Annotated in this window: 7 protein-coding genes; 2 read left to right on the forward strand and 5 right to left on the reverse strand. The window is 62.3% G+C overall.

Going from position 1 to position 8,118, the window contains the following annotated elements:
• Positions 1-407 precede the first annotated feature (407 nt).
• Positions 408-827: a hypothetical protein gene (locus EOA86_RS38580; protein WP_164759566.1), complete on the forward strand. Its 420-nt coding sequence runs from the start codon at positions 408-410 to the stop codon at positions 825-827.
• A 167-nt stretch (positions 828-994) separates the two neighbouring features.
• On the opposite strand, the gene EOA86_RS38585 is transcribed toward EOA86_RS38580, so the two are convergent.
• The 5 genes from EOA86_RS38585 to EOA86_RS38595 form a co-directional block, all read right to left on the reverse strand.
• Positions 995-1,579: a hypothetical protein gene (locus EOA86_RS38585; RefSeq protein WP_164891726.1), complete on the reverse strand. Its 585-nt coding sequence runs from the start codon at positions 1,577-1,579 to the stop codon at positions 995-997.
• Between the two features lie 131 nt (positions 1,580-1,710).
• Entirely contained in the window at positions 1,711-3,141 is a 1,431-nt protein-coding gene (locus tag EOA86_RS38590; RefSeq protein ID WP_164891727.1) for a hypothetical protein, read from the reverse strand.
• 624 nt (positions 3,142-3,765) lie between these two features.
• Complete coding sequence (locus EOA86_RS13210; RefSeq protein WP_245497255.1) at positions 3,766-5,334, reverse strand: ABC transporter substrate-binding protein; 1,569 nt, start codon at positions 5,332-5,334, stop codon at positions 3,766-3,768.
• Between the two features lie 49 nt (positions 5,335-5,383).
• The gene (locus EOA86_RS13215; protein WP_029350534.1) at positions 5,384-6,229 is read right to left on the reverse strand and encodes a hydrolase; all 846 of its coding nucleotides are present in this window, start codon (positions 6,227-6,229) and stop codon (positions 5,384-5,386) included.
• Between the two features lie 500 nt (positions 6,230-6,729).
• The gene (locus tag EOA86_RS38595) at positions 6,730-7,101 is read right to left on the reverse strand and encodes a hypothetical protein (RefSeq protein ID WP_206630014.1); all 372 of its coding nucleotides are present in this window, start codon (positions 7,099-7,101) and stop codon (positions 6,730-6,732) included.
• A gap of 210 nt (positions 7,102-7,311) precedes the next feature.
• Between EOA86_RS38595 and EOA86_RS13225 the strand changes: the two genes are divergently transcribed.
• On the forward strand, positions 7,312-8,118 hold an 807-nt coding region (locus tag EOA86_RS13225; RefSeq protein WP_164891729.1), incomplete at its 3' end, for an aldo/keto reductase.

Raw genomic sequence — 8,118 nt, forward strand, 5'->3', positions numbered from 1 at the left:
ACTACGCACCGCGTCCTTGATACACCAAATTCATCCCCTAGTTTACCTCCGTGGGCGCCTTAGTCGCGAGTTTGCCTGGGGGCGGCGGCGGTTGCGCCGTCCTGACTGCATGCCGCGGAAAGACGGTTGGACCGACGCACTTTATGGAGGTGGTCGTGCGTCAATCCCCTGAATCCAGCTGGGCATATTTCGTATTCGTTTGCTCGATCGCAGTAGCTTGCGCAGGAGCTGCAGCCGGCGGCCAGCGCGGCGGAGGCAATAGCGCTGGCGACCATGGTGGCGGAGGCAATAGCGCTGGCAGCCATGGCGGAAGCAATAGCGCTGGCAGCCATCACGGTGAAGGCAGCAAAGGCGGCCCGCACAAAGGACCTGGCGGCAAGCCCAGCGGCTCCAGCAGTAGTCCACCGGTGGATGACGATGGGACCAGCACCGCTGCAACGGCGGCAGTGGCGGCAACTACGACCACCACTGCCGTCAGTGTCGTCCCGTCCGTAGAGGCCGGACGGTCGGTCGGCCTTCCGCCCAGCCTCCAGCCTCCCAGTGACGTCAACAGTCCATCAACGGTCAGTCCGATCAAAGCGCTGCCGGGCCTCCCGGATGAAGTCGTTCGCGCCTGCCATGATGCAATCGAGTCGGCCGCCGCCCCGTTTGGCGCGACCAGTGTGCGCGTCAGCAGCGCAGGTTCCATACATCAGTTGAGCCCGGACACGATCTCGGCTCCCATTGAGGTCAGCATCGACTATGTACGGCAGGGCAAGGTGGAGACGCGGCAGGCGCCGATCAAATGCGAATTGAACGCGACTGGCGGCGTGATCGGGCTGACATAGCGCATCGCGCAGACTCCTCGCCGACGAGAGCAGGATGAATTCGAACGGGTGATTTCATCCTGGCATAGCTCCTTGTTTTGCCCGAAGTGGCCGCGGCGTCGTGAGCGGGTGCGAGGCAATGCCTTCCGAAGGCCTTCGATAGGAGGACCGCGCAGTCGTTTTGGAAATCACTCCAATGTCGCGTGTCTCGGCCTGAGGGAATAGGGAAGCGTGAGAGAACGCACCCGGGTAATCCGCGACGGGTTGCGAACCTTGCTACGTGCAGTCTTCTGGCTGACAGCCTTCACCGGGCCGGTAGCGGCTGCTGCGCGGCCGGAGCGCGGCTTCAGCGGTCGCTCAATCTGCGCGCTGCGACGCTCAGTCCTAAGCCTGTCATTGTCCGCGCGCGCCGCAGCCAAGTCGCGGGCAAGAGAAACATTGGCTTCACGTTGCTTGTCCAGAGCCTCCTTCAGCCTGGTGACCCGTACCAAAAGTGCTCGGGCGGCGGCGCGTTCGAGGCGAACCTTATCGACATCCTCATGGGTCGAGACTGCTGCAGCGCGTTCCCGTGCCAGCGCTTGCGCCGTCTCGGTTGCAGTCTGCTCGGCACGCTCTCTCGCTGAGACTGCTCTGGCTCGTTCCTGCTCAGCCGCGACGCGCTCGAGGCGAGCTTTTTGCAGCTCGTCACGCGTCGACGCTGCTGCAGCACGTTCTCGTGCCAGAGCCTGTGCCGTCTCGGTTGCAGTCTGCTCGGCACGCTCTCTCGCTGACACCGCTCTGGCTCGTTCCTGTTCAGACGCGTGGCGCTCGAGCCGAGCTTTTTTTAGCTCCTCACGAATCGACGCTGCTGCAGCGCGTTCTCGAGCCAGCGCGCCCTCCGTCTCGGCTGCGGTCTGCTCCACTCCTACTCTCGCTGTGACTCCTGCTCAGCCGCGTCCGCGCGCTCCATGAGTGCGGCATTGGACAGTTTCACTTCGGCGAGGTCCCCACGAAGGTTCTCTGACTTCCGGCGTTCGTCGTCGAGCATTCCGCTCGCTTGCGCCAGCGATGCCTTGGCCTTGGCGCGATCTTCGGCGGCCTCGGCCTCAAGCTGTTCAATTTTCGCCCGCGCTCGCGACAGTTCGCGCGCCCGCCATTCGGCTCGCTGACGCTCCAGATGAGCAGCGGGCATCTCCGCAAAGACATAATTGGTGGCCTCGCTCAGCATTGTGCGGGCATCTCCCGCTATGCGCCGCAATGCGTCAAGGGTGCGGGCTGCCGCGAGCTCGTTGCGCAATCGCTCCTCGCGTGCGTTGTCGGAGGCTGCCATGCTTGTCCTCAGCGCATCGATCTGCTTGCGCGACTCGAGGAGTGCTCCCTGCAGAACAGCGCTCCTTGCGCGTTCGCCTTCCGCCACCCGGTGCTCCTGGCCGCCCAATTCCCCTGCGGCGGCTGCCTGACCACCGGCTGCCCCGACTTGCGCCCGGGCAGCCGCGAGATCCGGGCTGAGCAAGTCGACACTCGTGCCTCGGGCCCGCGAAATGGCGGGGGCGCTTTCGACCCAGTTTTGTCTCGTCATCGCATAGCTAAGCGGCACGGCCAGACAGATTGCGGCGACGCCCAAGCGGGGCACAAGACCGATCGGCTTGCGAACGCGAGGAGGGGAGGCCGTTACGATGGTCGGCTCGGGATCCAGGCTGACCCCTCCCCTTCGAGCTGTGACATTCAAGCCGCGATGCGCCGGATTGGCCAACTGAGCAACTTTGCGCAGGGAAGCCTTATGACCCAATTGGTCCCATGCTGACCCACAAATTCGCTCCCCACGTTCCGCGGGGGCGAGTTGTGTCGGCATACGGCTCAGAGCCCTCAATACTGGACTACTTACGGCGGCAAGGTTAGCCGCCACCTGCCTACGAACATAGCCAGCGATTTCTCTGACCGATGTCGCAAGGCGGCCGGATTGCGGTATGTCCGTCGCGGAAACGTTGGTCTGGGCCGCAGACGAGCTCTCGCAAGCTTCGGAGCTCACGTCGAAATACTCGATTCGCACCCCGAACCGAAGGTAATTGGCATCCTGACGCCGAACGTCCAGGTCTGCGGTGTCTGAGGGCACGGCCACCCGAGAAGAAGAAGCAGGCTCGTTTGCAAGATCGGCCGGGCTTTCCCAATCCCAAGATGCCACCTCGGGGGGATCAGATCCGCCTTCGCTCACATCTGATTTGAGGCGATGCCGTTGCACCGCGATAAGGATACGCCGGAGCACAAGATAGAGGCCCACCGAGGCAAGTGTTGCTGTCCCGCCCAGGATGGCGAGATCTGCGTCGTTTGCGTAAATTTCGGCAAGAGGATTTGGCATTGCCGTGCCTGTGCGTTCTTGGGTGTATTCTCAGTTCGTGAAGCGGTGTTTGGTCCTCGCCTTGTGCTGGCTAAAGCCTTCGATCGCTCTGTCACTTGCTTCGAGATCCCTCCAGTGCTCGGAGCGCCGGTCGCGCGCTGATAGACAGGCCGGCGCAGCTGACTTTCATTTGAATCGAAGCTTGAAGATGCCGTGGCCGCCGATTATCGGTCGCCAAGGGCGCACAGGCTCTGAAAGCCGACTTGCAACTCTGCATCTCCACGTCCCGAGAGTTCTCCCACGGTGCGCACCATTCCGCCATTTCCGGCTCTGGACGGTCCGCCTGACTTTTAAGCTAGGTCACAAAGCTAGGTCACAGACCTCCACGGTCAACCGTCACCTCATACTAAACGTCAGAAGCACTTCGGCCACGCACAACGGCCATCGCTGCTCGGATCGCTGTCGAACGACCGCTCCTGGCGCGCACACGCGCCGTCGGAGAGCTGGTGAGTTTAGGATCCTTCCCACCCTGAGCGGGTTTATGGCCCCGGAACCAAGAGTCAGGTTTTCACACCGGGTACCTCAAACGAAAGATCGGAGGACAACACGCCTCCGATCTTTCGAGCAACAGACAATCGCCAGCTCCTATTCGCTTTTCCAGACGCCCCATACGCGGGGGTTTGCCGCCGGCCATACCGAATAGCCCTTCACCTTCGACGACACCGCGTCGACCGATGGCTCGTAATAGAGACCAAGGATCGGCACATCCTTTGCCATGAGGGCATGGAGCTGCTTGAACAGCGCCTTGCGTTGCGCTGGGTCGGTCGTCGCCATCGACCTCGTGTAGAGGTCGAGGGCCTCCTTGCTGTCCCACTGCGCCGTCGGGTCGGTCGCCTTGTCGCCGAGGATGACGCCATACATCAGCGACGGATCGAGACGAGCCGAGTAGCCGAAGGACTGGATCTGGAATTTGCCGGCGAGGTAATTGTCGAGCTGTGCCGCCCAATCCAGCACTTCGAGCTGGGCGTTGAAGCCCGCGGCCGTCAGCATCGCCTGCAGCAGCACCGCGTTCTCATACATCCCCTGGTAGCGGGTGTTGGTCTGGATCTTGATCGGCTGGCCCTTGTAGCCGGCCTCGTCCAGCAGTGCCTTAGCCTTGACCGGGTCGTATTCCGGCCATTTAAGGAATTCGTCGTCGAAGAACGAGCTCGCCTGGGCGACGGCCGAGGGATCTCCGGTGGCGACACCGTTGGTGCGGGCGGCGGCGATCTGGTTGATGTCGGCGGCATGCGCCAGCGCCGTGCGTATCTTGGCATTCGACAGCAGCGGGTCCTTGGTTTGCAGCAGGATCGCCGTCCATGACAGGCCTTGCGTCGACAGCACCGTCATGCCCCGCGACTTGGCTTCCTCGACACGCGATGATTCAAGATCGGGAAGCACGTCGAGCTCGCCGGCAAACAGCGCGGTCTCCGCCGCCGCCGTGTCGGGGATGACGATGAAGCGCACCTCGTCGACATAGGCCTCACGGCTGCCGGCAAAGCCACTTGGCGCCTCCTTCACCGGCTTGTAGTCGGGAAAGCGTTCGAGCGCCAAATACTGGCCCTTGACCCATTCCTTCAGCGTGAACGGGCCGCTGCCGATGGCGGAATCGGCGATCCATTTGCCGTCAGCGCCGACATTCTTCGGGCTGGCGACCCAGCCATTGCACTGGACACTGGCGAGCTGCGCCAAAAAGAGCGCATTCGGCGCGTTGAGCGTGAAGACGACGGTGCGTGGATCGGGCGTCGCCACTTGCTCGACCTTAAGGCCCTGGCTGCCATCGAAGAACGGAATGCAGAACCACTGGTTGGCTGGGTCCATGCGGCGATCCCAGTTCCATCTGACGTCGGATGAGGTCACGGCGTCGCCATTGTGGAAAGCCGCGCCGTCGCGCAGGGTAAAGGCATAGGTCTTGCCGTCGTCCGACACTTTCCAGGATTCGGCCAGTGCCGGTCCTACTGTGAGATCGGCGCGATATGCCACCAGGGTCTCAAAGATATGGTGCAGCACCGTGTCGGTATTCGCGTCTCGGCTGAGACCGTCGGTGGCGCGGATGTCGGCGTTGATGCGAACCTTGAGCGTGCCGCCGGTTTTCGGCTGCTCCTGCGCCGTCGCCGGCAATGCGCACGCCATCACGGCGATTGCCGCCAGCACCTGGATCAATCGTCTTCCCATTCTCAATCCTGTTCCCATTTTTTATCTCCAGTTTGTTGACTGCAGTTTTTCAGGCGGGCGCGGCATTCAATGTCCGCGCAAAGAACTCCTTGACCTTGGCGATGAGCTCGCGGTCGTTGTGAGCGATGCCAGGCACGACATCCAACTGCACCTCAACGCCGTGTCTCTCCAGGCTGCCCTTCAACGATCTGATCCGGTCGTTGCGGGTCGCGCCGGCGAGATCGGCGCCGGGCATCCACCAGTCATCCTCCGGCTTGATGGTGATCTCCCAGGTTTGGAGATCGTCACCACCGATCACCATCTGCACGGCGACCTTGCGCATGGCGTCGAGGTCGACGTTCTTGCCGAACACTCTCTCGAAGTCGCGCACCCCGACCCAGAAATCGTGATCGAAGTCAAGCAGCGTCACGACGCCCGGCGCACCGATCGATGCGGCCAGTAGACGTTCGGGATGGAGGAACAGGAAACGATGGGTGAAATGGCCGCCCCCAGAGAAGCCGTACATCAGCACACGGTCGCCGCGGATGCGATAACGCTCGCGCATCTCCTCGACCATGTCGAGCAGCACGGCATCGTAGTGGAGGTCGCCCTGGCGCAGCATCTTGTAAGAGGAAAGATCGCCCGGAAAACAGATATTCGCCGGGAAGAGCGGGGCGAGCACGATCACGCCGTTCTGTTCGGCGAAGTCGGCAAAGGCGTCCCGGTAGGCTAGCATGCCGCGTTCGGTGCCATGCACGATCACCGCCAGCGGATAGGTCTTGCCGCCGTCTTCGTCATAGTCCTCGGGCACATAGGCACAATAGGGGAAGCGCTGGTCGAAGCGGGAGGCGTACACCGAGGTGTGCCCGAAATCGTAATAGGACAGGCGTTTGCCATGTCCGCTGACGTTGCGCATCGAATTTTCCCTGATCTCAATCTCATTGTTTCATCATTTTGTGCGACTGAAAAGCATTTGTTTATCCCTGATGTCAGGAAAGTACGTATTTTACGTCGCATAACGCCGAAGCTTCCGGAGCAGGCATGAGTGGTGTCCGGCCGTTGCGCGTCAGTTCGGGGTTCCGGAAACTTCACGTGCTGCAAAAGGCGCATCGCGCCTCGTTTACGTCGCGCACGATAGCGGCGCGTGCGCGTGGCCCATCTGGGCTTCGATCGCGGCGATAATCGCATCGGCGCCGTCGGCTCAAGGTCGGCCGAGCGTCATGACAAACGACATCGTGAAGTTGTGCAGGTTGACTCGATTATCTGCTTGCCTAACTAGGTTCTCGGGGCTCAGCGCAAATCACTACAGTCGGTATGATATCTTCCCGCATCCGAACGCTTGTCCTTGTTGTTGTTCTCCTGGCAGGCAGTTCGATCGTGTCCTCCTGCGTCGCCCCTGACGACACGTCGAACCTCTCAAAGGAAGACGCCACAACGGCGGCAGCCCGCAAAGAGATGGTCGGTCTCAGCGAGGCGGACGTTCGAATGTGCGCTGGCTTTCCGACTGCCACCGCCGATGCGGGCGGAAGCCAGATCTGGACGTATCAACGTACCGTTCAACGCGGCAATCTCAACGTCGTGATTCCAACTTTGGCCGTGGGTGCGGTCCCGACGGTTGGAGGATCGCTCAATGTCGATCCTGGCGGCTATTGCAACACGCAAATCCGAATGGTCGGTGGCCGTGTTGCCGAGGTCGCCTACGCCGGCGACAACAACACGCAGAACCACCGCAATGCGCTCTGCGTCAGCACGGTAGACGGCTGCGTGGCATATGCCCGCCAGCGCCATCAAGTCAGGACAGGAGTCATTTCCAGGTAATCGGGCCGGCTGGCGCACCCCAGGCCTGCACCGTTCGTTCCTATTTCAGGCAGGCGTTCGATATTCCGAACAGCTGCCAGAGACCGACCTCCCCGCCGATCAGCCTTGCGAAGGCCGATCGCCCGGAACCATTCTTGTGGTCGGGAGTACAAGTAGTCGGGAGTACAGGGACGGCAGACGATGATCATCACCCGCAGGACGTTCGTGAAGGCTGCCGCCACTTCCGGAGCGGCTCTGGTGCTGCCGGGAACCGCGCCCGGCGCGCCGCCTGCGCCGGTGATGCGGGCCGTGCCCTCCTCGGGAGAGATGCTTCCCGCTGTGGGCCTGGGCACCTGGATCACCTTCAATGTCGGCGACGATCCGGTGCTGCGCGACGAGTGCGCCGAGGTGATGGCGGCCTTCTTCGCGGCGGGCGGCCGCATGATCGATTCCTCGCCCATGTACGGCTCCTCGCAGCCTGTGATCGGCTATGGCCTCGAGAAGCTCGGCCGGCCCGAAGCGCTGTTTTCCGCCGAGAAGGTCTGGACCTCCTCCGCCGCCGACGGACCCGCGCAGATCGAGCAGTCGCGCCGCTTGTGGGGTGTGCCGCGCTTCGATCTCGTGCAGGTCCACAACCTCGTCGCCTGGGAAACGCATCTCGAAACCTTGTTCGCCAAGAAGGCGGACGGGCGGATCCGTTATGTCGGCATCACGACGTCCGAAGGACGACGGCACGACCTGTTCGAACAAATCATGCGCGCGCATCCGCTCGACTTCGTGCAGCTCACTTATAACATCGTCGACCGCGAGGCGGAGGAGCGGCTCCTGCCGCTGGCGGCCGAGCGCGGGATGGCCGTCATCGTCAACCGGCCGTTTCGCCAAGGCGAGCTGACGCGCCAGCTCGGAGGCGAGACGCTGCCGGACTGGGCGGCGGAGATCGGTGCCGGGACCTGGGCGCAGTTCATTTTGAAGTTCATCCTTTCGCATCCCTCCGTAACCGTCGCCATC

The organism is Mesorhizobium sp. M5C.F.Ca.IN.020.32.2.1 (assembly GCF_004023105.1).
Classification (GTDB): Bacteria; Pseudomonadota; Alphaproteobacteria; order Rhizobiales; family Rhizobiaceae; genus Mesorhizobium; species Mesorhizobium wenxiniae.